The sequence below is a fragment of the Desulfuromonas sp. TF genome (genome assembly GCF_000472285.1).
GTDB lineage: Bacteria > Desulfobacterota > Desulfuromonadia > Desulfuromonadales > ATBO01 > ATBO01.
In genome coordinates this window covers 22894-49556 of the sequence record NZ_KI421412.1, presented here as the reverse complement: position 1 = coordinate 49556, position 26663 = coordinate 22894, and the positions used below count along the sequence as shown (strand labels likewise).

The 26663-nt window shown below is 59.4% G+C and carries 28 protein-coding genes, 1 pseudogene and 1 riboswitch; of the genes and pseudogenes, 14 read left to right on the top strand and 15 right to left on the bottom strand.

What is annotated here, in order from left to right:
• Positions 1-160: 160 nt before the first annotated feature.
• Entirely contained in the window at positions 161-2191 is a 2031-nt protein-coding gene (locus DTF_RS0100215) for an LTA synthase family protein (protein WP_027713697.1), read from the bottom strand.
• Between the two features lie 182 nt (positions 2192-2373).
• Here DTF_RS0100215 and DTF_RS0100210 point away from each other — a divergent pair, with 182 nt between their 5' ends.
• Entirely contained in the window at positions 2374-3237 is an 864-nt protein-coding gene (locus DTF_RS0100210; RefSeq protein ID WP_027713696.1) for a DMT family transporter, read from the top strand.
• Here DTF_RS0100210 and DTF_RS21050 read toward each other — a convergent pair.
• The 5 genes from DTF_RS21050 to DTF_RS0100185 form a co-directional block, all read right to left on the bottom strand.
• The gene (locus DTF_RS21050) at positions 3232-3849 is read right to left on the bottom strand and encodes a membrane integrity-associated transporter subunit PqiC (RefSeq protein ID WP_051360576.1); all 618 of its coding nucleotides are present in this window, start codon (positions 3847-3849) and stop codon (positions 3232-3234) included. The genes DTF_RS0100210 and DTF_RS21050 overlap by 6 nt on opposite strands.
• Complete coding sequence (locus DTF_RS0100200; protein ID WP_027713695.1) at positions 3850-4842, bottom strand: MlaD family protein; 993 nt, start codon at positions 4840-4842, stop codon at positions 3850-3852.
• On the bottom strand, positions 4839-5612 hold the full coding sequence (locus DTF_RS0100195) for an ABC transporter ATP-binding protein (protein WP_035055052.1): 774 nt from the start codon (positions 5610-5612) through the stop codon (positions 4839-4841). The genes DTF_RS0100200 and DTF_RS0100195 overlap by 4 nt, the downstream gene beginning before the upstream one ends.
• Positions 5613-5623: 11 nt before the next feature.
• Complete coding sequence (locus DTF_RS0100190; RefSeq protein WP_051360574.1) at positions 5624-6790, bottom strand: ABC transporter permease; 1167 nt, start codon at positions 6788-6790, stop codon at positions 5624-5626.
• 171 nt (positions 6791-6961) lie between these two features.
• Entirely contained in the window at positions 6962-7849 is an 888-nt protein-coding gene (locus DTF_RS0100185) for a LysR family transcriptional regulator (RefSeq protein WP_027713692.1), read from the bottom strand.
• Positions 7850-7964: 115 nt separating this feature from the next.
• Between DTF_RS0100185 and DTF_RS0100180 the strand changes: the two genes are divergently transcribed.
• Positions 7965-9200: an MFS transporter gene (locus DTF_RS0100180; protein WP_027713691.1), complete on the top strand. Its 1236-nt coding sequence runs from the start codon at positions 7965-7967 to the stop codon at positions 9198-9200.
• A 6-nt stretch (positions 9201-9206) separates the two neighbouring features.
• Here the strand turns inward: DTF_RS0100180 and DTF_RS0100175 are convergent, their stop codons facing one another.
• Positions 9207-10385 (bottom strand): M20 family metallopeptidase, encoded by a 1179-nt coding sequence (locus DTF_RS0100175; protein WP_051360572.1) that lies wholly within the window; start codon positions 10383-10385, stop codon positions 9207-9209.
• A 228-nt stretch (positions 10386-10613) separates the two neighbouring features.
• Positions 10614-10694: riboswitch (cyclic di-GMP riboswitch) on the top strand.
• A gap of 130 nt (positions 10695-10824) precedes the next feature.
• Here DTF_RS0100175 and ycaC point away from each other — a divergent pair.
• From ycaC to DTF_RS0100145, 6 genes are all read left to right on the top strand, one after another.
• Positions 10825-11451, top strand: coding sequence for an isochorismate family cysteine hydrolase YcaC (gene ycaC, locus DTF_RS0100170; RefSeq protein ID WP_027713689.1), 627 nt, complete (start codon positions 10825-10827; stop codon positions 11449-11451).
• 222 nt (positions 11452-11673) lie between these two features.
• Positions 11674-12123 carry a thioesterase family protein gene (locus DTF_RS0100165; RefSeq protein WP_027713688.1) on the top strand — a complete coding sequence of 150 codons (450 nt, stop codon included), beginning with the start codon at positions 11674-11676 and terminating at the stop codon, positions 12121-12123.
• Positions 12124-12164: 41 nt separating this feature from the next.
• Positions 12165-12863 carry a dihydrofolate reductase family protein gene (locus DTF_RS21045; protein ID WP_051360570.1) on the top strand — a complete coding sequence of 233 codons (699 nt, stop codon included), beginning with the start codon at positions 12165-12167 and terminating at the stop codon, positions 12861-12863.
• 29 nt (positions 12864-12892) lie between these two features.
• Positions 12893-13261 carry a nuclear transport factor 2 family protein gene (locus tag DTF_RS0100155; protein ID WP_027713687.1) on the top strand — a complete coding sequence of 123 codons (369 nt, stop codon included), beginning with the start codon at positions 12893-12895 and terminating at the stop codon, positions 13259-13261.
• Positions 13262-13329: 68 nt separating this feature from the next.
• Positions 13330-14109, top strand: coding sequence for a hypothetical protein (locus tag DTF_RS0100150; protein WP_027713686.1), 780 nt, complete (start codon positions 13330-13332; stop codon positions 14107-14109).
• A 138-nt stretch (positions 14110-14247) separates the two neighbouring features.
• Positions 14248-14802: an NADPH-dependent FMN reductase gene (locus DTF_RS0100145; protein WP_027713685.1), complete on the top strand. Its 555-nt coding sequence runs from the start codon at positions 14248-14250 to the stop codon at positions 14800-14802.
• Positions 14803-15004: 202 nt separating this feature from the next.
• Here DTF_RS0100145 and DTF_RS0100140 read toward each other — a convergent pair whose 3' ends face one another.
• Both DTF_RS0100140 and DTF_RS0100135 read right to left on the bottom strand, forming a co-directional pair.
• Complete coding sequence (locus DTF_RS0100140; RefSeq protein WP_027713684.1) at positions 15005-15346, bottom strand: DUF86 domain-containing protein; 342 nt, start codon at positions 15344-15346, stop codon at positions 15005-15007.
• Entirely contained in the window at positions 15343-15636 is a 294-nt protein-coding gene (locus DTF_RS0100135) for a nucleotidyltransferase family protein (RefSeq protein ID WP_027713683.1), read from the bottom strand. Before DTF_RS0100135 ends, DTF_RS0100140 begins: the two co-directional genes overlap by 4 nt.
• A gap of 282 nt (positions 15637-15918) precedes the next feature.
• Here DTF_RS0100135 and DTF_RS0100130 point away from each other — a divergent pair, with 282 nt between their 5' ends.
• Positions 15919-16434 carry a hypothetical protein gene (locus tag DTF_RS0100130; protein WP_226989091.1) on the top strand — a complete coding sequence of 172 codons (516 nt, stop codon included), beginning with the start codon at positions 15919-15921 and terminating at the stop codon, positions 16432-16434.
• A gap of 104 nt (positions 16435-16538) precedes the next feature.
• Here DTF_RS0100130 and DTF_RS21040 read toward each other — a convergent pair whose 3' ends face one another.
• Positions 16539-16976, bottom strand: coding sequence for a thioredoxin fold domain-containing protein (locus DTF_RS21040; protein WP_051360568.1), 438 nt, complete (start codon positions 16974-16976; stop codon positions 16539-16541).
• Positions 16977-17320: 344 nt separating this feature from the next.
• Entirely contained in the window at positions 17321-18442 is a 1122-nt protein-coding gene (locus DTF_RS0100115; RefSeq protein WP_027713681.1) for a PQQ-dependent sugar dehydrogenase, read from the bottom strand.
• 134 nt (positions 18443-18576) lie between these two features.
• Here DTF_RS0100115 and DTF_RS0100110 point away from each other — a divergent pair, with 134 nt between their 5' ends.
• The 4 genes and pseudogenes from DTF_RS0100110 (at position 18577) to DTF_RS0100100 (ending at position 20259) form a co-directional block, all read left to right on the top strand.
• Positions 18577-18906, top strand: a complete 330-nt coding sequence (locus DTF_RS0100110; protein ID WP_027713680.1) for a DUF2845 domain-containing protein — start codon at positions 18577-18579, stop codon at positions 18904-18906.
• A gap of 193 nt (positions 18907-19099) precedes the next feature.
• Positions 19100-19273, top strand: a pseudogene (locus DTF_RS27540) (glutathione S-transferase family protein); the annotation flags it as partial.
• 60 nt (positions 19274-19333) lie between these two features.
• Positions 19334-19717, top strand: a complete 384-nt coding sequence (locus tag DTF_RS27535) for a glutathione S-transferase C-terminal domain-containing protein (RefSeq protein WP_255342716.1) — start codon at positions 19334-19336, stop codon at positions 19715-19717.
• Between the two features lie 71 nt (positions 19718-19788).
• Positions 19789-20259 (top strand): VOC family protein, encoded by a 471-nt coding sequence (locus tag DTF_RS0100100; protein WP_027713679.1) that lies wholly within the window; start codon positions 19789-19791, stop codon positions 20257-20259.
• A 21-nt stretch (positions 20260-20280) separates the two neighbouring features.
• Here the strand turns inward: DTF_RS0100100 and DTF_RS0100095 are convergent, their stop codons facing one another.
• From DTF_RS0100095 to DTF_RS21030, 3 genes are read right to left on the bottom strand one after another with little or no spacing between them, the layout of a single operon-like run.
• Complete coding sequence (locus DTF_RS0100095) at positions 20281-20646, bottom strand: hypothetical protein (RefSeq protein WP_027713678.1); 366 nt, start codon at positions 20644-20646, stop codon at positions 20281-20283.
• A gap of 33 nt (positions 20647-20679) precedes the next feature.
• Complete coding sequence (locus DTF_RS0100090; protein WP_027713677.1) at positions 20680-21573, bottom strand: SPFH domain-containing protein; 894 nt, start codon at positions 21571-21573, stop codon at positions 20680-20682.
• A gap of 31 nt (positions 21574-21604) precedes the next feature.
• Positions 21605-22093, bottom strand: a complete 489-nt coding sequence (locus DTF_RS21030; protein WP_051360567.1) for an NfeD family protein — start codon at positions 22091-22093, stop codon at positions 21605-21607.
• Between the two features lie 360 nt (positions 22094-22453).
• On the opposite strand from DTF_RS21030, the gene DTF_RS0100080 reads away from it, so the two are divergent.
• On the top strand, positions 22454-25051 hold the full coding sequence (locus DTF_RS0100080; protein ID WP_027713676.1) for a PEP/pyruvate-binding domain-containing protein: 2598 nt from the start codon (positions 22454-22456) through the stop codon (positions 25049-25051).
• 85 nt (positions 25052-25136) lie between these two features.
• On the opposite strand, the gene gdhA is transcribed toward DTF_RS0100080, so the two are convergent.
• Positions 25137-26486, bottom strand: coding sequence for an NADP-specific glutamate dehydrogenase (gene gdhA / locus DTF_RS0100075; RefSeq protein WP_027713675.1), 1350 nt, complete (start codon positions 26484-26486; stop codon positions 25137-25139).
• Positions 26487-26663 lie beyond the last annotated feature (177 nt).

Below are 26663 nucleotides of genomic sequence, written 5' to 3'. Positions count from 1 at the left end.
GCTGCAAATTCGGCTGCTTGGCCCATATTTCAGCTCCTTTTCGGCCCATAGCTATGGCTATGAGCTCTCAAACGAGCCGAAATCTGGTCTCAAGCTTCCAAATTTTCGCTTCGGCCCGTATAGTCCGACACCCTCCTAGTCAGTTTCTTTTACCGGTATCTCATTTTCTCGCATTATCGTACAACATGTAGCGCGAGGTTTCATAGGCGCCGTGCGCAACTTTCCTGAGGCGATCGAACTCTTCCGGATGACGTCCGGACACATCCTCCAGGGGCGAATCCGAAGACAGCTCATGCAGGGTGGCCTCGCTGCCGTCGCAGTTCATTTTGACCAGGTATTCGCTGGTCACCGCTCCGATGACAGGAAAACTCCCCTCCTCCAGCACCAGCGGAACCGCCCGGTCACGTCCTTGGGAAGACAGCTGCAGATCGCGCCCCATGGTCCGGTTGGTGTACTCCAGCCCCGCCAGACCGGCGACGGTGGGCAGAACGTCCACCAGGTTGACCGCTTCGTCGATCACCCGGGGCTGCAGCAGGGCCGGCGCATAAATCATGTGCGGGACGTGGTTGCTTTCAAGCCCCAGCTGCTCGAAAGCAGGGGGCATATGGGGAATGGTGGTGATCCTGTTGTTGTGATCGCCGAAAAAGACGAAGAGGGTGTTGTCGAAATAGCCGCTCTCGCGAGCCATCTGGAGAAACCGGCCGATGTCGTAGTCAATGAGACGCACGGCATTGAACTGCTCCACGGAGCGAAAGCCCCACTTTTGAACTTCCTCGAGGGGCAGTTCGACTGTCTTGAAATCATCGTTGTCCGTGGGAATTGTAAAGGGGCGATGATTGCCGGCCGTCTGGATATAAGCGAAGAAAGGCTCATCCGCCGGCAGGTCGCGCAGGATGCGGTCCGCCTCCTTGAACAAGTTCAGATCCGAGATTCCCCACACATCGGCATTGGGCGACTGCCAGTCGCCTTCCTGGATAAGCTCCATCCCCGTGCTCTCGCGGATGAGGGCGCTCAGGTTGGCCCAGCCGGCGCTGCCGCCGATCATGTACAGTTTGCGATAACCCTCAAAGGCATTGAGCAGGGTATGCTGGCGGGTAATCAGAGGGTTTCGCGACGCCGTTTCCTCCCGGGAGACGTCAGGGATTCCGGTGATGCTGGCCCATACCGTCTTCGCCGTGCTCACCACCGGGATATAGAAATGACGGAAGAACCAGCTGTCCGCGGCGATGGCATCCAGATTGGGGGTCGGTTTCAGGGGATTGCCGTAGGCGCCTACCCGGCTGGCGCCGAGTGATTCGAGCATGATGAAGATCACATTCGGCGGACGCTCGACCGACAGCCGGTGCGGCTGAGTGCCGATGTGGCGAACGAAGTTCAACGCCTTCCGGTCCGGCTGGTCGATGCCCAGGTAGTCGACCATGGTGTCGTAATAATTTGCAACTGTCTCACGGTCGTAGGGATCCTGGGGTATCAGCAGGGTGTCATAGAGGAAAATGACCGGATTCAAACCCGCTGCGGCCAGCTGCCGGTCGCCTGAGAAGAAGGCGTCGCTCCAGCGCAGAGGGATGGGATTTTTGATATTGATGTCGCTCACCCGGCCCATCACGCCGAGAAAGACCAGCAGAACAACCACGGCGCTGCCGAGGGCGGCGGACTTGCGGGATATGCCGACCGGCCGGCGCTCCAGGGTGACCCGCTCGAGGGAAAACAGGGCGAGCAGGACGGCGGCGCAGCCTCCCAGCCAGCCCAGGGTGATCCACACCACCGGATAGCTTTGCCAGAGCATGGTGCCGGATATGTCCGCATCGCCGGCAAAACGCAATACGGTGGCGTTGATCCGCACGCCCAGGTAGTTGTAATGGCCGAAATCGATGACATAGACCAGGCCGACAGCCAGCAGCGCCACGGCCAGATACACATTGCCGAGAAGGCGCGCGCGTCGGCTTCCGGACATATTCCAGAATGGAAGATAGCACAGCAGGGCGAGCGGCAGCATGATCAGCAGCGCCAGCCGCAGGTCGAAACGCAGGCCGATTCCCACGGTCTTCCACAAGGCGGAACTGTCGATCGTGCGAAGGTCGATATCCGCGAAGCCGAACAAAAAGACAAAGCGCAACAGCGCCAGGGTGAGCAGCAGTATTGCGGTGGACCCGGCCAGATAACGCAGACGCCGGGATTTAATCCATTGCATCGATAATTCTCCTTATCTTTCAAAGTCTGTTCGTGTAAGGTTTAGCCATCTTGTCGTGCGGCAACTCACCCGATTCTCCGCTTTTCTCGATCTCGGGTCAAGTCTTTCCTCCGGCATTAAAGCTCTACAGGCCCAATTTCCCGAAGCTTTCTGCAACGATGGTTCATCCTTGAAGGGGCGCAATGACAGACTGGTATTTTTTCAGTATCGCCGCCCTGGTTCTTCTGGGGGCTCAGCGTTTTCTCTACAAGGTCGCGGCGGAGCGAAACTGCAGCTCGGCTTTGACAACCGCCGTTTTCATGGGAACCGTCACCCTGCTGAGCGGCGCCGCCTTCCTCGCCTCGGGTGAAAGCGCCGGCGAAATTTCCATCCTCCTCATGCTGGCGCTGGTCAACAGCGCCTCTTTCGCCCTGGCCACCGTCGCTCATATGGAGGCCCTCAAACATCTGCCGGCGACAGTCACCTTTCCAATCACCCGATTGAGCATCCTGGTGGTGATTTTTTTTTCCATTGTTTACTTCGGTGAGCGGCCGCAGCCGCTGCAGATGGCGGGAATGCTTCTGGGACTCTCGGTGGTCTTCGTGTTTGCCGGGGAAGCCGGAGACAAATCCGGGCACCGGGGCAACCCCCGTACCGGCTTTCTTTTTGCCGCGGCATGCGTGCTCTGCGGCGCCGTCGCATCCATATCGAGCAAATTCGCGGCGGTCTCCACCAGCAAGGCAGGATTCATGGCCCTGTCGTACCTGCTGGGGACCCTTTTCGCGCTGGCTCTGGAGAGGAAGAATCGGGGCGGGAAAAGCCCCGGGGTAAAGTCCGGCGAGGCCGTCTGGATCGGCCTCTGTATGGGCGTGCTCAATTTTTTCGGATTCTATGCCTTTTTGACCGCCCTCGAAAGCGGTCCTCTGTCGGTCATCGCCCTCATCACCGGGATGCATTTCGTCATCGCCGTCGCTCTTTCGGTCCTGCTCTACCGGGAGAGGATGACCCCCCGTCGGATTCTCGGAATCGGCCTCACGCTCCTGGCCGTTGCCTTTCTGCAGCTATGACCCGGCTTTTCCCTGCTCCGCAAACCGCGCCAGCTCCTCCGCCATCCGCCGGCTGAAATCGCCGAGGGTGCGACTCATCGCTGCCACAACTGCCTCGGTCCCTTCCCCCTGAAGCGGCGATTTCCCTTGAAAAAGACCGTTGCGGGGGGCTTTTTCGCTCTCCTGCGGCTCGATGGTCCACTGGACGGTGAGATGGGCGGCATCACCGGTGACGGCCTCGAAGCGCCTGATATCCATGCGGATCAGGTAACCCGGCTTCCGGCCGCTCCGCCAGGGGAAAGTCAGGATGCGTTCGCTCTCCAGGAGCCGGAAAAGGTTCTCCGCCGTCACCCGCAGGATATTCTCTTCCAGGGGCTCGGCCCATTTGGCGAATTCTGCAAGCCGGTACTCGTTGGGCGCATCGAGGGTGATCACCTGGGTGCGCTGCAGATAGTCCGGAAGATAAACAGGCCCGACCCCCACGCTCTGTCCCGCCAGGCCGAAACGGGGCTCGGCGGCGGAGACCGTCGGCTGCAGGGTATACAGACGGATCCGCTGCCTGGTTCCCTCTCCCAGATTGATACAGCCGGACAGCAGGATCAGGACGCCGGCTAAAATCATCGGATGGCGCATTCAGGGTTCTCCTATCGTCCGCCGGCCTCGCAGCAGGGCATCGGGATTCGCTTCCAGAAAATCGGCGAGGCTGCGCAGGGAGCGGGCGGCCAGGGCGACTTCCCGAAGGGTTTCGGTCAGCCGGTAGCGGATCTCAGCATCTTCTCCGGTCATTCCCTCAAGGGAATTCATGAACTGCTCCGCGCTCTCCAGGGTCTGCCGGCCGGTCCTGGATGTCTCCCGCAGCGTGCTCATCAGCGGTTCGACCTGGCGGTTCAGATTCTGAAGGAGTTCCTGCGCTTCCCGCAGGGTTGATTCAAGGCGTTGGTCCGTCGAACCGAGACGCTGATCCAGGGTCCCCACAAGTTCATGGACCTCCCTCAGCGTGGAGTCCAGGGAGCGCAGGCTGCTGGTCAGCTCGGGGGCGTTGACGAAACGCTCGATTCCTTCCAGGGTCAGGAACGTTTTCCGGACCATTTCCTCCAGGGGGATTTCCCCGAGGGTCTGTGAGAGCCTCTCCAGATTGGAAGGAATGGTGGGGATCTGGATGTGGGGCGTATCCACATCGACGAGACGCGGCTCCGTATCGGGATAAATGTCCAGGTTGATGAGCAGCTGGCTGGTGAGGAAGCTCTGCAGCTGCAGCTGGGCGCGCAGCCCACGGGCGATGAGGAGACGCGCCATTTCGTCAGGAGATCGCTCCTTTCCAATCGGGGGGCCGTCGAGTACGCTGATGTGCTCGGGATCGATCTCGATGAGCACGGGAATACGGAAGCCCATCTTCTCGGGGTCCAGCAAGATATTGACGTCCACCACCGAGCCGACCCGGACACCCCGCAGGAGCACCGGAGCCCCTTCATTGAGGCCGCGCACCGATCCGGGAAAGAAGAGGATGAAGGTGCGCGTGTCGGTGAAATACCGGCCGCTGCCGAAGACCATGATGCCGGCCACCACCAGGGCGATGGCCCCGAGGACGAAGGCGCCGATCAGGGCCGGGTTGGCTCTTCTGCTCATGCCGCCTCCCGGCCGCGAGTCAGAAAACGGCGCACCCGGGGGTCGTCCGACGAACTCAGCAGCTCTTTCGGCGCTCCCCGGGCGATCATGGTGTGGGACTCGGCATCGAGGAAGATTGAATTGGTGCCGATGGCGAAGATGCTGGCCAGTTCGTGGGTGACCACTACAACGGTGGCGGAAAGGCTGTTGCGCAGCTCCAGGATTAGCTCGTCCAGCAGTTGGGCGCTTACCGGGTCCAGACCGGAGGAGGGCTCGTCGAAGAAGAGGATCTCGGGATCGAGAGCCATGGCCCGCGCCAGACCGGCCCGCTTCTGCATGCCTCCGCTGAGCTCGGCCGGATAGTAACCCTCGAAGCCGGAGAGCCCCACAAGGGCCAGTTTGAGGGCGACGATTTCGCGGATCCGGGGCGGCGCAAGATTCGTATGCTCCTGCAGGGGAAAGGCCACGTTCTCGGCCAGTGTCATGGAACTCCAGAGCGCGCCGCTCTGATAGAGAACACCGCACGAACGGCGAATGCGGTTGCGTTCCCCTTCATCCGCCGCCCAGAAATCGGTTCCATGGAAGAGGACCTGCCCGTGAACGGGGGCATTAAGCCCTATCATGTGGCGCAACAGGGTGCTTTTTCCGCTGCCGCTGGCGCCCATGATGATGAAGATGTCCCCGCGATTGACCGTGAAGTCGAGATCGCGCTGGATGACGGTATCCCCGTAGGCCATGGTCAGCTCTCGAACGGTGATGGGAGGTTCGGCAAGGAATTTCTCTGTGGTCATGCGGCGTCCCTTCAGAGGCCGAGTACATGGAATATGACGGTGAGAATGGCGCAGGCGATGATGATCCAGACGATGGCCGTGACTACCGCCGATGTCGTCGCCGTGCCGACATCGGCGGCGCTGCGGCCGCAGAGCATCCCCCGCAGGCAGCCGGAAAATGCCACGATCCCGCCATAGACCGCGCTCTTGGTCAGACCCACCCAGAAATGCGTCAGCGCCACCGACTCCCGCGTCTGCACCAGGTACTGGATGGGAGTGATATCGAAGATGGCCACCCCGACCAGTCCGCCCCCCAGGATCCCCATCACGTCCGCATAGACGGTCAGAAGCGGTACCATGAGGGTCAGGGCAATGAGCCGCGGCAGCACCAGGTAGTCCACGGGCGAGATGCCCAGGGTGCGGAAGGCGTCGATTTCGTCGTTGCCCTGCATGGCGCCCAGCTGCGCGGCGTAGGCCGCCCCGGTGCGGCCGGCCATGATGATGGCTGTCATCATCGGCCCCATGTCCCGGGCCATCCCCAGGCCCACCAGGTTGGCGATGTAGATTTCGGCCCCGAATACCCGCAGCTGAACCGCCCCCATGAAGGCCAGTATCAGCCCGACCAGAAGGCTGGTCAGGGTGATGATCGGCAGGGCTCCGGCGCCGCTCTCCTGGATGTAGAGAAGCAGGTCGGAGCCGCGGAACCGCCCCTTGCCGGCTACAAGGCGAGTCACGCTCAGGAAGGTCTCTCCCATGAATGCCAGGGTGCCGGCGGTGGAACTGCCAAGGGCCATGGTCCTCTCGCCGAGCCGGATCAGATAGGAAGGGCGCCTCGCGCCCCGGCGCATCTCCTTTTTCTCCGGTACGGCCTCTGCCAGGGCAAGGAGCCTTCGCACCCCTTCGGCCAGACCGGCCGCGTCCACCGATATCCCTCGTTCGGCGCACCGGGCGTCAACCTGCAGCAGAAAAGTCAGCAAAAGACTGTCCCATTCTCCCATATCTCCCGAGTCGTAGGCGAGACGACGCACTTCGGGGGCGCCACGGAGTTGCGTTTCTACCGCTTCCGCCGGCGGCAGGCGAAAATCCCTGCGCCAAGTTCCGGCGATGCGCAGCCACAAGGTCTCCCCCTCCCGGCTCATCTCCAGACGCGGGGGATCATCTTCTTTTTCCGAATGGATATCGCTGCTGGTGTTCTCCATTATTCGCCCGGTCTTTTCTTTAAAATTAACACAAATTCCACCGATTTCCCGGAAACGGGCAGGCGGAACGCAGGTTCTGCCCCGAAAAACGTCAATATCGGGTTGAATGTGGCCGTTTAAAGATCTAGGAGTGAAACGAGAAAGAGCACTCTCTTTGAATTCGGACGGGCATCAAATACTCTCCCGACCTCTGGTGTTTTCGTGCAGAAAATCGATGAACGCACGGTTGGCCCGTGAAAGGTGCCTGTTCGCTTTCCAGGCGATCACAAGGTCCAGGTGAAGCGGCGGATTAAAGGAAACGGCCGCCAATTCAGGATCTCCGCTGACGACCATACGCAGAAAAGTCGAGATTCCCAGCCGCTCTTTCACCAGCGACCGCACCAGGGAGAAGAGGTTTGTTTCGAAGACGACCTTCGGTTTCAGGTCGATCTTCTCCGCCAGCTCGTCCATCAGCTCCCGCATATAATATCCCTTTTTGAAAACAATCTGGGGCTCCTGCAGAAAGTCTGAAAAGGCGATCGCATCGTGTCCGGCCAGAGGATGGTTTGCCGGCACGCAGGCGACGATCTCCTCGCGCAGGAAGTGCTGATACTCAAGGCCCTCCGGAATCTTGTGTCCGGCGATTACGCCCATATCGATCTCTCCCTTGGAGATCATCCTCTGGATGATTGCGGCTCCCTCGCCATTGACGGACAGTTTCAGGTTCGGATAGCGCACTCGGAAATCCCTGATGATCAGCGGGAAACAGTATGAACTCATCATCGGAGGAATTCCGACCCGCACCTCACCGCCGCCCAGCCCCCGCAATTCAGCCATCTCCGCCTCGGCCGCCCTGAAATTCTCGAGGATTCCCCTGGCATGGATCAGCAGGGCTTCTCCTTCGGCGGTGAGGCTCACGCGTTTTTCCTGGCGGTTCAGGAGGATGAGATCGAGTTCCTCCTCGAGTTTGCGGATCGAGATGCTGACCGCCGGCTGGGCAACGCGCAGGTATTCAGCGGCCCGGGTAAAGCTTCCCTGGCGGGCGACCTCGACGAAAACACGGAGTTGGCGCAAGTCCATCAGATATCCATAAAAAATTTATATCGTAAAAATAATAACAATATATTTTACTTATGCATAGCCTGGAAGTAAGCTTTTGATGGATAGTATTGAAAGGTGAAAAAAGAGGTTGAGCATGGGGAATGCAAAACTTATTTTCCGGGGAACCAGGGAGTACAGGAGGGCCAACTTCGCTCTTTTCATTGCCGGATTCGTTACCTTTTCCACCCTCTATGATTTTCAGCCCCTCTTTCCGAATCTGGTCAGTGAATTCGGGATTACCCCGACTGTAGCCAGCCTTTCCCTTTCCTTTGCCACCTTCGCCCTGGCTTGTACGCTGCCGCTCTCCGGAACTCTCTCCGACGCCCTGGGGCGGCGGCCTCTGATGGGACTGGCGGTCATCCTGACCTCTCTGCTGACCTTCGCCACCGCCTACGGCGAGTCCCTGTCGACTCTCCTCGCCCTGCGTCTGGTACAGGGGATCGTTCTGGCCGGCGTTCCGGCGGTAGCCATGGCCTACCTGAGCGAAGAGATGGAACCTCGGGCGGTCGGAAGCGCCATGGGTCTCTATATCGCCGGGAACGCCTTCGGCGGCATGACGGGGCGCATCCTTACCGCCTGGCTGGCCGACTTCATGCCCTGGCGGCCGGCCGTCGGGGTCATCGGGATGATCAGCCTGGCCTTGGGGCTGCTCTTTCTGCTCCTGCTGCCGCCCTCGCGCAATTTCGAGCGCCGCTCCTTCAACCCGGGGCAGCTCACGACGTCACTTCTGAGTCACCTGCGAAACCCCGGATTGTTTTGTCTCTTCCTGGTAGCCTTCACCTGCATGGGAGGATTCGTCACCCTCTATAACTATGTCACCTTCCGCCTCCTGGGCCCGGGATTCGGTCTGAGCCAGACCCAGGTGGCCTCCATCTTCCTCGCCTATGCGTTCGGCGCCTTCGGTTCGAGTTTCATGGGTTCCCTGGTCAACCGGTTCGGCCGAAGCACGATCCTCTTCGCCTCCTTTTCGATCATGGCGTCAGGGCTCATTCTAACCATGTTTTCCGGTTTGCCCGCCGTCGTGATCGGCATCGTGATTTTCACCATCGGATTCTTCGGCGCCCACTCGGTAGCCTCGGCCTGGGTCGGCTTCCTGGCCACCCATTACCGGGCCCAGGCGTCTTCCCTTTACCTGTTTTCCTATTACCTCGGGTCGAGCGTCTCCGGAACCGGCGGCGGTTTTTTCTACGGTCTGTGGGGATGGAACGGAGTCGTGCTGTTGATCCTGCTTTTGATAGGCCTGGCGGGAATTGCAGGGATGCGCCTTATGGCCCTGACCCGGGAGGCAGCGCCGGCGACACCCATTGCGGGGCAGGCGGAATGTGAATAAGGCGGGTTACGGAAAACTCGCCAGCACGTCCACTGCCGCCTGGGCAAGGAACGCCGCACCAAAAGGGAGGGCGGCTTCATCCAGAAGCATCCGGGGATGGTGCAGGGAGGTCGCATCCTGCTGCGGATCTTTCGTGCCGAGCAGGGCGAAGCAGGACGGGATCCGTGCGGCGATATAGGCGAAATCCTCGCCGCCCAGCATCGGCGGCACGGCGACGATCCCCGGCGTAGGGAATATCTTCGCCGCCGCCTCTCTGGCGACCGCGGTGACTCGGGGGTCGTTGCGGGTGACGGGCACGGCGTGCTCCACCTTGAAGTCGATGGCGGTATCATGCATCCGGGCCAGGTTGCGGCAGATGCTCTCGATGCGGCCGATATTCCTGTCGTAAGTCTCGTCATTGAGGGCGCGGGTGGTGCCGGAGAGGACGACCCGGTCGGCGACCACGTTGTAGTTAGATCCCCCTGCGATGGTGCCGATGCTGACGACGGCCTGGTCGTTGGGACCCACGTTGCGTGAGACCACCGTCTGCAGCAGGGTCACCAGTTCGGCGGCGATGACCACGGCGTCGATTCCGGCCTCGGGATTGACCCCGGCATGGGCCGAGCGGCCGTGCACCACGAAGCTGAGGCGGTCGGCGGCGGCCAGCACCGGCCCATCGCGCAGGCTGATGATTCCGGTGGGGAGCATCGGCGCCTGATGCAGCCCCAGCACCGCATCGACCCCCTCCAGAGCCCCTTCCATCAACATCCTCTTCGCACCGGAGAAGCCCTCCGCGTCCCCTTTGTTGTCCTCTTCCGAGGGTTGGAAGAGGAGGCGCACCCGGCCCGTGAAGGATGCCCCCTTCAGCAGCCGCGCCGCGCCGAGCAGCATGGCCACATGCGCGTCATGACCGCAGGCGTGCATGAGCCCCGGATGCTCCGAGGCGAAGGGGAGGCCGGTCTCCTCGGTGATAGGCAGGGCGTCCATGTCGGCCCTCAGAGCGACCGTCGGGCCGTCGCCCTGCCCGATCTCCGCCACCACGCCGGTGCGGGCGACTCCCCGTCGGCAGGGGATGCCGAGCGCCGCCAGTTCGCCGGCGATCAAGGCAGAGGTGAGCTCTTCCCGATATCCGAGTTCGGGGTGACGGTGGATCTCCCGACGGATGCGGATGATGTCCGCGGCGATGGCCTGCGCTCTGTTCAGCATGAGAATTCACCCGGTCGAAGATGAGTACGCTTCTTAAGTATATAAGGGCACGGCTGAAGTACCACCTGGACTGTAACTGCAATGGATTATTCCAAATGCGGACACCACCCTTCGCAAGGTTCACGCAGGCCGACTCAGGATCAGTCTGACACCTTCCGACCCGATGAACAGGGGATGACTTGACGGGTTGGAAAAGCGGGATACAGTGAATTCGCAAGAGATGGCTGATCCCGACAACGCCAAACCTGCCGAGAGGCAGGGACGGAAAGCCACGGGTCTCCGAGGCGAGAAGATGGCCGAGCTGCCGAAGGATGGATATCCTGAGAGGTGGTTCGGTCATTGTTTTTGGGAATTTTCCGGACGATACACCCGCTGCAGGCCGCGAAGATCGAAGGCCTGGAGATCTTCCACCCATCGATCAACCGTAGGAGGAGTCATCATGAGTAAATCGTTCACGTACATCCGGCTTTCTAAAGACGATGCCGCCTTGTTGCTGGTGGACCATCAGGCAGGCTTGATTTCGCTGGTTCAGGACTTTTCTCCTGGCGAGTTCAAGAACAACGTCCTGGCCCTGGCTGCCTGCGGCAAGTACTTCGAGCTGCCCACGATTCTGACCACCAGCTTCGAGAACGGCCCTAACGGACCACTGGTGCCGGAATTGAAGGAGATGTTCCCGAACTCGCCTTACATTGCGAGGCCCGGGAACATCAATGCCTGGGATAACGAGGATTTCGTCAGGGCGATCAAGCAGACCGGACGCAAGCAGCTCATCATCGCCGGTGTGGTGACGGAAGTCTGCGTGGCCTTCCCGGCACTTTCCGCGATTGAGGAAGGATACGAGGTTTACGTGATTACCGATGCCTCCGGAACCTTTAACGAGGTCACCCGTCACAGTGCCTGGTTGCGGATGCAGGCCGCGGGCGTGCAATTGATGAACTGGTTCGCCATGGCGTGTGAACTGCACCGGGACTGGCGCAACGACATCGAGGGTCTGGGCACGCTTTTTTCAAACCACATTCCAAACTACCGGAACCTCATGACGAGCTACTTCACCAGAAATCCGTAAAGCCCGCCGGGAGGACCTCAACAGGCCGGGGGCAAAGTTTTCGGAAGGTGTGCGCGAAAAATCACAGCTCTGGAGGCTTTCCGACCAGTTCGCTCGGGGGCGGTTGACTTTCCGCGAGAAGCTAAAGGAGAAACGTCATGTCAATAATGAGAGTCGTGCGTGGTTTTTTACCCTGATTCGGGTTTGGATCGAAGGCGCGGAAGGCGTCTCAGGAGCAATGAGATGTACGAGAAAAAACTGATGGCGGGCTGGGGCGACATGGACTTCAACGCACATATGAGGAACACGGCCTATCTGGACAAGTCCGGCGATGTACGCATGATATTTTTCTCGGAACATGGTTTTCCAATGAGCGAGTTCTCTCGACTGCGGCTAGGGCCGGTCATCCAAAAGGACGAGATCGAGTACTTCCGCGAAGTCAACCTTCTGGACGAACTCAAGATTACTCTCTCCATCGCCGGGCTTGCCGAAGATGGAAGCCGATGGATCATTCGGAACGAGTTTTTCCGTCCCGACGGTAAGCTTGCAGCCAGGGTGACCAGTGCAGGAGGTTGGCTCGACCTGTCGGCCAGGAAACTTGTCGCCGCGCCGGCGGGACTTCTCGAAGCTGTTAAAGCGCTGCCAAGGACCGATGATTTTCAACAGTTGCCTTCCAACGTCAGGGTGCTATAGGGACATTGCAGCCCTCAAGCAGGCATACGCGAGAGGATAGTATGAGAAAACTGGTTGTTCTGTCTTTCATAACCCTTGATGGAGTGATGCAGGCTCCCGGCGGGCCTGAAGAAGATCCCACTGGCGGGTTCGAGCACGGCGGGTGGGTTGCCGGTTACTTTGATGACTTCCTTGGAAAAGTGATGGACGGGCAAATGAACAAGCCCTTCGATTTACTGCTCGGCAGAAAGACGTATGAGATATTCGCGGCGTACTGGCCGTACAGGAAAACCGATGAAAATCTCATTGCAGCCGGATTTAACAAGGCGAAAAAATATGTGGCTTCAAAGACCCTGACAAGGCTCGACTGGAGCAATTCCAAGCTCATCAAGGGAGATGTCGCGACGGAAATTAAGAAACTGAGGGAACAGGACGGGCCGGAAATACAAGTTCATGGCAGCGGCAATCTCATTCAAACACTACTGAATCATGACCTGGTCGACGAGCTGCGGCTGAAAATATTTCCCATCACTCTCGGCAGGGGCAAGCGCCTGTTCGCCGAAGGCACGATTCCGGTCGGATTCAAATTGCTTGAAAGCGCGTTTTCACCAAGTGGAGTCATCGTTGCCACGTACGTCCGCTCAGGAGAAGTCAAGACCGGATCGTTCGCGCTTGAGGTCCCCACTGAGGCCGAGCTTGCTCGCCGCAAGCGGCTTGCCGCGGAAGATACTGATCAGCCAAAAGAGAAAACGCCTGGTTAAGGCATCTACCTGAAAAAGGAGAGGGTCACATGTCAGCCAGAAACAAAGAAATCGTGGAAAAGGTAAACGCCGCCTTTGCCCAAAACGACGTGGAAGGATTTCTGTCGTTCTGCGCGGACGACGTGAAGTGGACGATGGTCGGCGACAAGACCGTTACCGGAAAGAATGATATTCGCCAATGGCTGGCATCAATGGACTTTGAGCCGCCAAAGTTTACCGTCGACAACGTAATCGCCGAGGGTGACCTGGTTGCGTCCCACGGCGACATGACGATGAAGGACAAGGATGGAAAAACGGCGCCATACTCCTATTGCGACATCTACCGCTTCCGTGGCGACAGGATCGTCGAATTGAGATCTTTTGTCATGAGCACAGAGGGAAAGCAAATGACAAACTGAGATCGCCAATAAACAGGGGGAAGATATGGCAACAGAAGACTGCAAGACCAAGTAATAAAGCCCAGATCATGGAGATGATAAAGGTTCAGGCAATTGCCGTAATTGCAGGTCTATTGTTCTCGCTTGCAGCGGGCGCCGAGGATAAACAGACTCCCAAAGCAATGAAGAAAATCGAGCCGTTGCCGCGGGATCTGGAAATCCAGCTGGCGATGAGCGCGTTGCCGCCGCACCTCAGGGATAACGCAACAGTCTATGTACTAAACCTTGACAAGGGCTTCGAAGTTGCCCGCAAGGGTACGAATGGATTCCACGCCTTTGTTGCTCGAACCGGCGATGATGCGTTCAGGGGGTCCTGGCCCTTGACGGAATATAGAGACGATATTCTCTACCCGATTTCCTTTGACAACGCGGGCTCCAAGGCGCAGATGCGGATCTTCTTTGACGCAGCAGAGATGCAGGCCAAGGGTACTCCTCCCGGTGAACTGAAGAGAATCATGCAGGACCGTCACAAAGCAGGATACTACAAAGCGCCGGAACGAGCCGGCATCTCATACATGCTGTCTCCCATACTGAGAACGTACGACAACCCGGAAGAAAGCGACCGTGTCGTCATCATTAACTACCCGCACGTCATGTACTATGCCCCCAATGTATCCAAGGATGACATCGGCGGCGGGGAACTCGGCGGCATGTATCCTTTTATCATACTTCCCGGCCCCCATGGATACATGATCCAGCCTCTCGACCTGACGGAAAGGGCGGCAATTAACAAAGAGTACGAAGAGATGCTTGCAAGACTCTGCGAGATCAAAGAGGAGTGGTGTTTGCCGGAAGAGAAGGGTCAATAGCAGGCACGAGAGCTTTCCGGCAATTTTGTGCAGGTCGAATGGGGGAGGGGCATCGGCCGGAATTTCACAGGACCTGCCGATGCCGATGTGGTTCGTCATCGACGGGGAAAGGACTGCCGGGAATAAGGAGAGGAAATCATGGCTTCGGAATTGTCAATTCTAGGTTTTGCCGGCAGCCTTCGCCGGGGATCTTACAACAGGGCCATCTTGAAGGCGGCGCAGGAAATGGTTCCGTCCGGGGCGCAACTGGAGATTTTCGACCTTGAAGGGATCCCTCTCTTCAACCAGGACCTGGAGAATCAGCCGGCGGAGAAAGTCAGGGAGTTCAAGGCGGCCATTCGCGCCGCCGATGCCCTGCTGATCGTCACCCCCGAGTACAACTACTCAATGCCCGGGGTCTTGAAGAATGCCCTGGACTGCGCTTCCCGGCCTTACGGCGACAACGCCCTGGAGGGAAAACCCGTGGCGATCATGGGGGCCTCCATCGGCATGCTCGGCACAGCGAGGGCCCAGTACCACCTGCGCCAGAGCTGCGTCTTTCTGAATATGTACCCCTTGAACCGTCCGGAGGTGATGGTCCCCTTTGCTCAGGAGAAGATCGATGAGAAGGGCCGGCTGACCGACCCGAAGACGAGGGAGAAGATCGCGGAATTGGTCGAGGCGCTGATTGTGTGGGCGAGGCGTCTGAAATAGACGCGATGGAGGTCAAGCTACCGGCCCCGTTCACCCTGCTTCGGCCGGGCAAGCCGCTTCTCGATAAAGACCGGTGGCGCACCACGCTTCCCATTCCGAGCCGAAGCTCTCCTCCCCGAAAAGGGGATGAATTTATTTTTCCGATATCGTGAGGGAGGCCGGGTTGGGAAGATATTGGATTGATTGCCTGAATCGAAATCGATCAGAGCACTCCGGACTCCAACATCTTCCGGATGGTCGTCTTCAGCAGTGGAAGACGTCTGTCGATGGTTTGCCAGATAAGGGCGGGGTCGACGCCGAAGTAGAAATGGATCAACTTGTCCCGCATCCCGGCAACCTGCTTCCAGGGGATGTCGGGGTACCGTTCTCTAACCTCTTCAGGGATTTGCTTGACGGCCTCGCCGATGATTTCGAGTTTCCGGATCACAGCGCTGGCCGTCTTGTCATCAGCCCGGAATGTGTCGAAGTCCATCCCTGCCGTGAACGTCTCGATGCTCTCGATTGCGCGCAGGATGTCCTTCAGGTAGAGTGACCGGTCTCTCACAGGTAGCGCACCTCTTTGAGCACCCTTTCCCGGATTTCCTTCCGCAAAGCGGACTTCGGCACCACATCGACCTTATGATGGAGCCGCTCTTCGAGGAACTGGCTCAGTCCGATGAGATCGAGCAGATCGGCGCCTTCTCCCAGATCGACCAGGATATCGATGTCGCTTTCCTCCCGCTGCTCTCCCCGGACCACGGAACCGAAGACTCCGATTTCATGAACCTTGAAACGGGCTGTTAACTCTGATTTGGCTCGATGCAGGTCGTCCAAAATCCGATCGGCGCTCGACATGACAGATCCTTCCCGAATAGCTTACAATATCAGAAGGTTACCTTTAGTCACTCAGAATATCAATCTTTTTCAAGTAAGGGGGGCATAGGGTCCAAGTTTCCAAGTGCCCAGCTCGCTCTCGCCCCTTGGCCAAGTGTCCCGTGACGGCGGGAACCGTCGCAACAAAGGGACGGCTTGAATGGTCGTGAATTGGGAATAAAGTGAAACGGGCGCCTTGCCGGTTCCGACCGAGCCGAACCTGCGGAAAGGCAGGGACGGAAAGCGAGGGGAAGGGTGGTCAGCATGAAAACAACCCTGCTGGTGATGGTCGCGGCGGGACTGGTGATGGGATGCGCCGCCGCTGGGAGCAAGATCGATCATGCCGGCCCCGAAACGGCCGGGAGAGGAGAAACCGAGATGGAGACGATTTTGTCCTCCCGGACCTTGAGTGTAACCATCCGATGTGATCCCGGCAAAGTGTATGAATTTGTAACAAACCCCGAGAATCTGCCGAAGTGGGCGCAGGGACTGGGCGGGTCGGTAAGAAAACAAGGCCCCGATTGGATGGTCGACACGCCGCAAGGGCCGATGAAAATCCGGTTCGCCGACAGGAACAGTTTCGGGGTGATGGACCATTACGTGACCACGCCATCCGGGGACGAGGTCCATGTCCCCATGCGCATTCTCGCCAACGGTTCCGGCAGCGAGGTCATCTTCACCCTGTTCCGGCTCCCCGACATGTCGGATGAGAAGTACGCCGAGGATATGTGGCTGGTCGAGCGCGATCTAAGGGCGCTGAAGGACCTGCTGGAAAAATGACCGCCTCCAGCTCGGCCACCTCGGTCCCGGTCACCTGACAGCGACCTTTGCCGGATTCCGGCCTTACCCTTCGGCTCCGACTCACCGAATGCCCCGCGCCGGGTTTACAGGGGGACCTGCTCATAGGGCCTTGACCTTCGCGCCCATTCGCTCTGGGGGTACCTGGCCGACAGCGTCTCGAAGATTCGGCGCAGCGCCTTGGCGTCATGGGTCTTCCAGTAGCCGGCTACGCCATGCAGGAAAACCGCCTCGGGGGCCGCTCCCGCCTCCGAATGCCGGTCGACGACTGCCTGGAAATGGTTTCCCGCCTCAGCATACCGGTCCCGGTCGAAGGCGATCTTCCCCAGGCCCAGTTCCAGGTGGGCGAGAAAGTCGTCATCGGGGACATACCCCACTACCCGGTGGTGCTCCTCCCCCCCAGCGTCGAGAACCAGCAGGGTGGGGGTCCATTTGACGGCGAACCGCTTCATGAGGTCGGTCCGCTTGTCCCAGAAACACTCGCTCTTCACTGGGATGAACCGCTCTTCGATGTATTTTTTCACTTCCTGGCTCGAATACGGACCCGTATTCATGGCGATGCAGCCCAGTCACCCCTCGAACCAGAAATCGTGATAGATCGGCTTTTTCGCCGCCTTCGCCCGCGCCAGCGCGACGCTGAAGTCCCTTTCCCACTTGATCTCCGCCATGGCTCGTCTCCTTTCGCGCGGTTGAGAAAATGATCGCAGCTCCGCCGTCGGCTCCGTGCGGACTGTCTGCCAGCAATCTATCACCTGACGGCGGTCTTGCAACCGGCAGTGACTAGAGGATTGTGGAGAGTACCGCTGCACGGTCTGCTTGTTTTCGCTCACTGTTCTTATCCTTCCTGGAGAGTGCGAGAGACTCCAGCCTAGAACAGTGCCGGATTCACCACCAGAAGCAGGTCATCCTGCGCTGCGGGCATGGTCCTGCCATCTCGATTGCTGGTAAGGATATAGAGAAGCCCGCGCGGGCCGGCTGCCACGGTCCGCAGTCTGCCGAAGGCCCCTTCGAGACGGGCGGTCAGGACGGGGTTCTCCGCATCGAGATTGAACCGGTAGAGCGCTCTCCCCCGCAGACCCGCAATGAACATCGAATCACCGAGGATATCGGCCCCGGAAGGCGCCCACGTGTCGGAGCCGCTGTGCAGCACGGGTGATTCCATGCCCGGCGCTCGCTCATCGCCTTTAATGGCCGGCCAGCCGTAATTTTTTCCAGGTTCGATCCGGTTGATTTCGTCATGTCCCCTCGGCCCGTGCTCGGTAGCCCAGAGATTGCCGCCCTTGTCCCAGGCAAGCCCCTGCGGATTGCGGTGACCGGAGGAATAAACCGGGGAGCCGGCAAAAGGGTTGTCGGCGGGGATGGAACCATCATCGCGCAGCCGCAAGATCTTTCCCGCCAGTGAAGAGCGGTCCTGGGCGGCCTCGGGAGTTCCCGCATCGCCGGTAGTGACGTACAGCATGGCGTCGGGTCCGAATCTGACCCGTCCGCCATTGTGGATTTGCGCTCCGGGGATGCCTTCGATGATGGTCCGCGCCCCGGACAAGGCATGATTCTCCAATGTATAGGCGACCACCCTGTTGGCGAGGCCCTGCCCGCTCTCATAGGTGTAGTAGAGGTAAACCAGGCGGTTGTTCCCGAAATCGGGATGAACCGCCAAGCCGAGAAGTCCTCCTTCTCCCTGATGCCGGACTTCCTCCACCACCAGAACCGGTTCCGTCGCCAGGCCAGTCTGCGGATGCAGGAGCCTGACCCGTCCCGGCCTCTCGGTGACCAGGATCCGCCCATCCGGCAGAAAGTCGAGACTCCACGGAATCTCGAGATTGGCGGCGAGCACGCCATGACCCTCGTCGAGAGTCTTCTCCGACAGAACCTCCGGCGCCATTAACGACAGACATCTTTCCCTCTGGCCCATGAAGTCGTACCAGAAGAAAGCCAAACCGGCAGAGACGAGAACGATAAGGACTGCTGCAATCCTCTTGCCTGCGGACATGGTGTACCTCCCATTCCACAGTCTATCAGTTTCCTTTGGCCGTAGTCGCCCTGGTTGGGAGAAGTGCATGGCACAGCCTCTGACTTACCCTTTACCCAGGAGAATCATCTAAACTGAGGGTAAAGGGATTGGTGATGAAACGTCTCGCTGTGGTCTCGGTTCTGGTTTCGGGCTTGCTCCTTGGCGCCGGCAATGCTTCGGCAATGCGGTGCGGCAGCCAGCTTGTGCTCATCGGCGACCGGCACCACGATGTCCTGAGCAAATGCGGCGAGCCCGATGAAAGAGAAGAGCGTCCTGAGAAGCGCTATTTCCGCGTCTTCCGAGAGGGAGGGTTTTTCGAAGTGCTTCAGGAAGTCACTGTCGAGGAATGGACCTATAATCTCGGCCCGAATATGTTCGTCAGGATTCTGCGATTCGAAAACGGTCGTTTGGTGGAGATCGAAACGGGAGAATACGGATACTGAACTCCCCGGGACGGAAGCTCAGTCCTCGCTGGTGGCTTGGCGGAGCCTGACTGCCGACGTGGGATTCACCGCAAAAGCCCGGCCCGGTCTTTATTGACATCCGCCCGCCGGGTGCTACTGTCAGGGAAAAAAGGAGGCGGCTATGACCGGCAGACCCGAACTGATCAGCTTCAAGCTCTGACCCTACGTCCAGAGGGCGGTCGTCCTGCTGAACGAAAAAGGGGTCGAGCACGACGTCACCTACATCGACCTGAAAAACAAGCCCGACTGGTTCCTGCGTCTCTCGCCCCTGGGCAAGGTGCCCGTCCTCAAGGTGGGGGAGGCGGTCCTGTTCGAATCGGCCGTCATCTGCGAATATCTCGATGAGGTCCATCCCCCCACCCTGCATCCCCCGGATCCCCTGCGTAAGGCAGTCAACCGGGGATGGATGGAATTCTCCTCCGAGCTTTTCGTGGATCTGTACCGCCTTTACACGGCCGGGGAGGAGGCGGAGTCCGAAGAGAGCCGCCGGGAGGCCCGGCAGAAGCTGGAACGCCTGGAGAAACAGCTCGGAGAGGGTCCGTTCTTCAACGGTCCGCGGTTCTCCCTGATGGATGCCGCCATCGCCCCGGCATTCATGCGGATCGCCCTGATGGAGGAGTTCCGGCCCCTCGGGCTCCTCGACCGCCTGCCGAAGGTGCAGCGCTGGAGCGAAGCCCTCCTCGGACGGGATTCGGTCCGCACCTCGGTCGTCCCCGAGTTTCCGCAGCTCTTCCGGGAGTACCTCGCCACCGGCGGCGGCTACCTGGCGCGCGGAGCGGGGGGGAGCTGAGTTCTTTTCAGAGGAGGGGCGATAATCGAAGGTGGTGAAGGTTCTTAGGATTTTAAGGCAGGAGAATATCCATGATAAAAACAATCCCGGAAGGATATCACAGTATCACACCCTATTTCACATTCCAGGACGCCCGAAAGGCCATCGATTTCTACAAGCGGGCCTTCGGCGCGCAGGAGCGGTATGTCATGCCGGGGCCCGACGGCAAGGGGGTGATGCACGCCGAGATCCTGATCGGCGACTCGGTCGTCATGATGGGCGAGGAGCATCCGGAGCAGGCCTGCAGAAGCGCGGAAACCATCGGAGGCTCCCCGGTCAGCTTCTACCTTTATCTTGAGAACGTCGACGAGGCTTTTCGCGTCGCCGTCGCCGCAGGGGCCGAGGCCCGGATGCCCGTCCAGGAGATGTTTTGGGGGGACCGGGTCGGAACCGTGCAGGACCCCTTCGGTTACAGCTGGAGTCTGGCCACCCACACCAGGGATCTGACGCCGGAGGAGATCCGGCAGGGCGCGCAAGCCTTTTCCGCCCAGATGAAGGAATAACCTCGCCCCGGAGCTCAAGGATCAGGCGATCGGTTGCTGACCCAGCCGTGAGAGGAGCTCATTGATCGCCTCGCGCGCCCTCTTGCGCGGGAGCGCGGCGGTCAGCCCCCCGGACTCGATGGCCGTTTCCGGCTTTTGCCCGGCGAGAACGCTCAGGATCAGAAAGAAGTCCGCCTTTACCCAGGCCTCCAGGACGACCCTGCCCCCTTCGTGCCGGATCTCCAGAAAGGCCGGAGCCATGAGGAGCCCCCCTCCTTTCCGATAGAGCCGCCTGATCGACGATTTGTCCAGCTCGACGAAGCCGGTCTGCGCGGCCCAGCTCTCGATAAGGGGCCAGACGTCCCCTGTATAGGAGAAATCACGTACGGTGCGGCGGTTCAGTGCCATGGACGTTCCTCGTTCGGGAGAAGGGGAAGGCGGTTATTTTACGGCTTTGAGTCCGAACATCCCCTGGAGGGCCGCCGGGAGATCCGCCGGCAGGACCACCGTTTTGGCATTGGTGGAGACGCCCAGCTCCTGCAGGGCGGCGATATATTTTTCCCCCAGCAGGTACAGGGCCGGCAGCTGTTCGGAGCCGATCCCCTGCTGCACCAGCGACAGGGCATCCTTGGTGGCGTTTGCAAGCACGATGCGGGCTTCGGCCTGGCGCCGGGAGGCTTCCAGGTCCCCTTCCGCAGCCAGAATAGACGCCTGTTTTTTCCCCTCGGCGGTCAGGATGGCGGCCTGCTTCTCTCCTTCGGCTTCGGTTATGGCCGCCCGGCGGATCCGCTCCGCCGCCGCCTGCCGCTCCATGGAAGCCTGCATGGTCGAGGAAGGCTTGATGTCCTGGATTTCGATACTTTTGACGGTCAAACCCCAGTCCTCAAGATCGGTCGCGATCGCCTGGATCAGCTTGACCTTGATCTGCTCCCGCGAGCTGAGAGCGTCGTCGAGGTCCATCTGCCCGACGATGGCGCGAAGATTGGTCATCACCAGATTGCGGGTGGCATGCTCGTAGTGGTCGATCCCGAAAATGGCCTTATGGGGGGTATGAATGTTGACGAAGGCGATGGCGTTGGTGATGATCACCGCATTGTCCCTGGTGATGACCTCCTGGCTGGGGATGTCCAGGGAGATGTCCTTTCGGGTTACCTTGGCGGCAATGGTATCGATGTACGGAATGATGATGTTCAGACCCGGCTTCAGTGTCACCTGATATTTTCCGAGTCGCATGATGACATATTCATACCCTTGCGGAACGATCTTGATTCCGGCGAAGATCGTGACGATGACCAGAACTAAAATGGCGCCAATGATGATAAGAGCGATATTCATTCTTTTTCCCCTCGGTTTGGGTTGACAGTGTTCATCTGATTTTTTCGACCTTGAGAATCCGATGCGGTGCGCTGCCGGCTCCGTCCTCCCCTTCCACGGTCAGGACGGCTATGACCCTGAGTCGTTCCCCCGTGTTGATCGGTTCGCCGGATGTGTATTCCCACGATTCATGCCCCATGACCGGAACGGAAAACACCACCTGTCCGACCTCCCCGGGCGTCAGTGCCCGGGTGGCGGCAATTCCGGTCTGGCCGATGGCGAGTTGTTCGCCTGTCGCCGCCGGCACGTCCCTTTTTCCGGGACGGAAGTAGCGAAACCACAGGAAGGTGAAACCGATGCTCGAAGCGGAAAAGACGAGCAGTTGCCATGCGATGGAAAAATTAGGAAGCGCGGCCACCAGCAGTCCGGTCAGGATGGCTCCGAGGCCGAACCAGAAGATGGTGAAGGAGGGGACCGCCAGTTCCAGAATCACCAGGACGATTCCCAGTAAAATCCAATGCCACCAGAGAAGATTTTCCATGATCCCGCCTTTCTGGACACCGCCGATTTCACACAGCCTGCATCGACTTCGTCTCCCGGCATAGTTCCACAAACAGATCCATTAATCCATCCTATTTTGCTGCAGGCAACGAGCTCTGACGATCCGGAAGGAGCCAGGAACGTCGGCGGTCCTCCATGGGACGAGTCTCTCGGCAAACTTGTCGAAGCGTTCCACGCACGGCGGCGTTGAACAATATTTAGGCATTTGTGGCGTTCCTTCCTGCTCTCCCGGGGTCCCGGTTGAATCTCCTGGCAGTTCTTTCCTTGCCATGCTATAAAAAGAGGCGAAATCACGATTCAAGCCCCCTCCCTGCTGAACCCGGCTACAGAAGGAGTCTCAATGGAGAACGTCACCCGGATCACGACCGGCTATGCCGGCCTGGATAATATCCTCGACGGCCTGCGCATCGGCGACAATGTCGTCTGGAAAGTCGATTCGATCGAGGACTACCGCTATTTTATCGGACCCTTCGTCGACCACGCCTTGAAGGAAGGCAAGAGGGTCATCTACATCCGATTCGGAGACCACGAACCGCTGATCGGCGAATCGCCCCGCGTCACCTTGTACCAGCTCGACGCCCGTCGCGGCTTCGAGTCCTTCGCCGCCCGCATCCACACCATCCTCACAGAGGAGGGGCACAACGCCTTCTATGTCTTTGACTGCCTCTCCGACCTGCTCTCCGCCTGGGCCACCGACTTCATGGTGGGCAACTTTTTCCGGGTGACCTGCCCCTATCTCTACGAACTCGACACGGTGGCGTACTTCGCCCTGTTCCGCGACCGCCACTCCTTTCAGACCATCGAGCGCATCCGCGACACCACCCAGGTGCTGATCGATGTCTACAACCAGGACAACAGCTTTCACATCCACCCTCTCAAGGTGTGGAAACGCCGATCGCCGACGATGTTCCTGCCCCACCGCAAGGAGGGCGAGCAGTTCATCCCCCTGGCCAACAGTTATGAAGCCACCGAGCTTTTGAGCACCATCGCCAGGAGCAGGACGGGCAGCACCCACCGCCAGCTCGACCACTGGCACCGCCTCTTTCTCCAGGCCGAGACCCTGACAGCTGCTCCTTCGGCCGAAGAGGAAGCCGAGATGGTGAACCACATCTGCCGGCACATGATCGGCCGCGAAGAGCGTATCCTCGCCCTGGCCAGGAAGCACCTCTCCCTGCAGGATCTGCTCAATATCAAGTCGCGCCTCATCGGCACCGGATTCATCGGCGGCAAGGCGGTGGGCATGCTGCTGGCCCACAACATCCTGCTCGACGATCCTCTCTACCACTGGCAGGAACATCTGGAAACCCACGACTCCTTCTTCGTCGGCTCCAACGTCTATTACTCCTACATCGTTCACAACGGCTGGTGGAAGCCCTTCATGCAGCAGAAGACCCGGGAGGGCTACTTCAGCGCGGCCGCCGAACTGCGGGAGCAGATGTTGCGCGGCACCTTTCCGGAGACGATCCGCGAGGGTTTCCACAAGATGCTCGAGTACTACGGCCAATATCCGATCATCGTCCGCTCCAGCTCCCTGCTCGAGGACGGCTTCGGAAACGCCTTCGCCGGCAAATACGACAGCTTCTTCTGCGTCAACCAGGGCTCGCCCGAGGAGCGTCTCGGACAATTCGAGGAGGCGGTGCGCAAGATTTTCGCCAGCACCATGAGCGAGGAGGCCCTCGCCTACCGTCTTCAGCGCGGTCTCGACCAGCAGGACGAGCAGATGGCCCTGCTCATCCAGAGGGTTTCCGGAGCCTACCACAAACACTGCTACTTCCCCGATCTGGCCGGCGTCGGAGTCTCCTACAATACCTTCGTCTGGGACAAAGGGATGGATCCCAGGGCCGGAATGCTGCGGCTTGTCCTCGGCCTCGGCACCAGGGCGGTGGACCGGGTCGAGGGCGACTACCCGTGCATTGTGGCTCTCGATGCGCCCCTGAAAAAGCCGCATAAGGGGTTTGAGGACGCCCGCAAATTCTCCCAGCGCGACGTCGACCTGCTCAACATTGACGACAACGTACTGCAGACCGTGTCGCTGCTGGATCTGACCCGGGAGGTGTCCGACATCCCCTGGCACAGGTACGCCGTCAAGGACCATGAAACCACCCGTCTTCTCAAATCACGGGGGGGGAAGGGGGATGTGTGGCTGCTGACGTTCGACAACCTCCTCGCCGATATTTCCTTTACCGGGCTCATGCGGAAGATGCTGAAAACGCTTGAGGAAGCCTACCAATATCCGGTCGACGTGGAATTCACGATCAACTTCACCGCCGAAGGAACAGCCAAAATCGATGTCGTTCAATGCCGCCCGCTCCAGACCAAGGGCCTGGAGGGTCAGGAGGCTCAGGTCGACATCCCCGAATCTGTTCCTGAAGCGGCCACGGTCTTTCGTTCCGAAGGCAATTTCATGGGCGGCAACATCTCCCAGGCGATCAAGTGGATCATCTGGATCGAACCGGCTGAATACCTCCGGCTGCCCCTGGCTCATAAATATGAGGTGGCCCGTCTGGTGGGCCGCCTCAACAAGCGCATCGCCGACAGAACTGAAAACCACACCATCCTTCTGGGCCCGGGACGCTGGGGGACATCGACTCCGATGCTGGGGGTGCCGACCACCTTCGCCGAGATCAACAATTTCACCGCCATCGCCGAGGTCGCCTTCACCAGCGGCGACCTGATGCCGGAGCTCTCCTTCGGCTCCCATTTCTTCCAGGACCTGGTCGAAACTGACATCTTCTATGTGGCCCTGTTCCCCGAAAACAGGAACTGCTTCTTCAACGAAGCCTGGATGCACTCCCAGCGCAACGCCCTCGAAGGCCTGCTGCCGGCGAGCAGTCGTTACAAGAATGTGGTCAAGGTCTACCGGGCGCCGGATACCGGCATGCGGCTGACAGCGGATGTGGTGAGACAGAAGGTGATCTGTTTCATGGAGGAGGGGTAGAAAGGCCGAAGCTGTAAAATTTCCATTAGGATGCAAAAAGGCCCGGCAATTGCCGGGCCTTTTTATCACTCGCGAAAGCCGGCGATCAGATCACGCCCATCGCCACCATGGCCTTGGCCACCCGGATAAATCCGGCGATGTTGGCGCCGTTCACGTAATTGCCGGGGGTGCCGTACTCCTCTGCGGTCTCATAGCAGAGCTCGTGGATATTCTTCATGATCTGCTGGAGACGCTGCTCGGTGTACTCGAAGGTCCAGGAGTCGCGACAGGCGTTCTGCTGCATCTCCAGGGCGCTGGTGGCGACGCCCCCAGCGTTGGCGGCCTTGCCGGGGCCGTACGCGATGCCTGCATCGAGGAAGACCTTGATCCCTTCCGGGGTCGTCGGCATGTTGGCCCCCTCGCCGACGGCGATGCAGCCGTTCTTCACCAGCTTGGCGGCATCCTTGCCGTTGATTTCGTTCTGGGTGGCCGAGGGCATGGCGACCTGGCAGGGAATGTCCCAGATGTTGCCGCTCTCGATATACTTGGCATCCTTGTGGTAATTTGAGTAGTCCTTGATCCGGCGGCGCTCCACTTCCTTGAGCCGCTGCATCAGTTCGAGATCGAGGCCCTGCTCATGATAGATGACGCCGTTGGAGTCGGAGCAGGCCACCACCTTGCCGCCGAGCTGATGGATCTTCTCGATGGTGTAGATGGCCACGTTGCCGGAGCCGGAGACGGTGCAGACTTTCCCGCCGAAGGTGTCCTTGCGGGCCTTCAGCATCTCGTCGACGAAGAAGGTGGCGCCGTAACCCGTCGCCTCGGTGCGCGCCAGGGAACCTCCCCAATCGAGGCCCTTGCCCGTCAGCACTCCCGCCTCCCAGCGGTTGGTGATGCGCTTGTACTGGCCGAACATGAACCCGATCTCCCGACCGCCGACCCCGATGTCTCCGGCCGGAACGTCGGTGTGCTCACCGATATGGCGATAGAGTTCGGTCATGAAGCTCTGGCAGAAGCGCATGATCTCGTCATCCGACTTCCCCTTGGGATCGAAGTCGGAGCCCCCCTTGCCGCCGCCGATGGGGAGGCCCGTCAGGGCGTTCTTGAAGATCTGCTCGAAACCCAGGAATTTGATGATCCCCAGGTAGACGGAGGGGTGAAAGCGCAGGCCGCCCTTGTAAGGCCCGAGGGAGCTGTTGAACTCGACCCGAAAGCCGCGGTTGATCTGGACCTGCCCCTTGTCGTCCTGCCAGGGCACCCGGAAGATGATCTGCCGCTCGGGTTCGCAGATGCGCTCGATGATCTTGTGGTGGCAGAACTCGGGGTGTTTCACCAGAACGGGGCCGAGGGACTCGAGCACTTCCCTGACCGCCTGGTGGAATTCCGTTTCGCCCGGATTGCGGGCGAGGACCTCTTGAAAAATGGGTTCGACCTTCTCGTCAATAGCGGGTGACATGATACTCCTCCTTCTAAGCCAAAAGGGGTAGTGCACAAAATTTATGCCTTAAGGCCCGTGTGCACCATCGGATAACTCAAAGCCAATCCAGATCCCTTCACTCTCCATGCCAAAATGTCCATCATTTCATCATCGACCGCTTAACATATCGACATGATGTTAAAAATTTAGGCAATG